The organism is Hansschlegelia beijingensis (assembly GCF_045505405.1).
GTDB classification, from domain to species: domain Bacteria; phylum Pseudomonadota; class Alphaproteobacteria; order Rhizobiales; family Methylopilaceae; genus Methylopila; species Methylopila beijingensis_A.
In genome coordinates this window covers 1-981 of sequence record NZ_JBJKEX010000604.1, presented here as the reverse complement: position 1 = coordinate 981, position 981 = coordinate 1, and the positions used below count along the sequence as shown (strand labels likewise).

The window sequence follows — 981 nt, the reverse complement described above, 5'->3', positions numbered from 1 at the left end:
CGATCTCCGTCGCGGCGCTGGCGGCGGCCTCCGAAGAAGGCGTCAGCGTGCCGGAGCTCGCGCGGCTCTGCGGGTTGTCGGCCTCGCGCCTCCAGCATCTGTTCGCGTCGGAAGTCGGCGTGCCGATCCGGCGCTACCGCGCCTGGAGTAGGATGCGCGGCGCGATCGCCGAGATCGTCGCCGGAGCGAGCTTCACGCAAGCGGCCCATGCCGCGGGCTTCGCCGATCAGGCGCATTTCGCGCATGATTTCCGCCGCACCTTCGGGGCCGCCGCGTCGCGCAGCCTGCGCGGCGTCAGACGGTGACCGGCCGGGAGCGCTTCCGCGGCACGTGGTCGGGAGGGGCGACCCGCGCTGGACGCCGGCCTGAGAATGCGGTCTCATTTTGGCCGGGCCACGCTCTGGCCGCATTTGGGGGCGACCAAGGCAGTTCGCGCAGCGACGTGGGGACGGGGATTTGAAGGCAACTCTGACGGGAGTAGCGCTCGCGATCGCCTGCGCGCCAGCCGCGCAGTCCGCCGAGTCCGCTGCTCCGGCGCAGTACGACGCCATCATCGCCAAGCACGCCCGGGCCCACGGGGTCCCGGAATCGCTCATCCGCCGCGTCATCGTACGCGAGAGCAAATACAATCCGAAGGCCATGAATCGCGGCCATTTCGGCATGATGCAGATCAAGCCCGCGACGGCCCAGGCCATGGGCTACCGCGGCTCCGCGGCGGGCCTGCTCGACGCCGACACCAACCTCACCTACGCGGTTCGTTACCTCGCCGGCGCCTACAAGGTCGCGGGCGGCGACAGCGATCGCGCCGTGCGGCTCTACGCCAGCGGCTATTATTACGACGCCAAGCGCAAGGGCATGCTGGCGCAGGTCGGGCTCGGTCGCGACGGCAAGTTCTCCGCCGCGCCGATCACCCCGGCGTCGGGCTCCTTCGAACTCGCGAGCGCCGCGCCGGCTCCGCGCACCGCGCCCACGGCTTCGGCC

Annotated in this window: 2 protein-coding genes; both read left to right on the top strand. The window is 71.3% G+C overall.

Annotation, left to right across the window (positions count from 1 at the left end; translation table 11 throughout):
• Positions 1-305: helix-turn-helix transcriptional regulator (locus tag ACIKT0_RS19020; RefSeq protein ID WP_407106854.1), on the top strand; the 305-nt coding region annotated here is incomplete at its 5' end.
• Positions 306-456: 151 nt separating this feature from the next.
• A partial coding sequence (locus ACIKT0_RS19015; RefSeq protein ID WP_407106853.1) for a transglycosylase SLT domain-containing protein occupies positions 457-981 on the top strand: 525 nt, incomplete at its 3' end.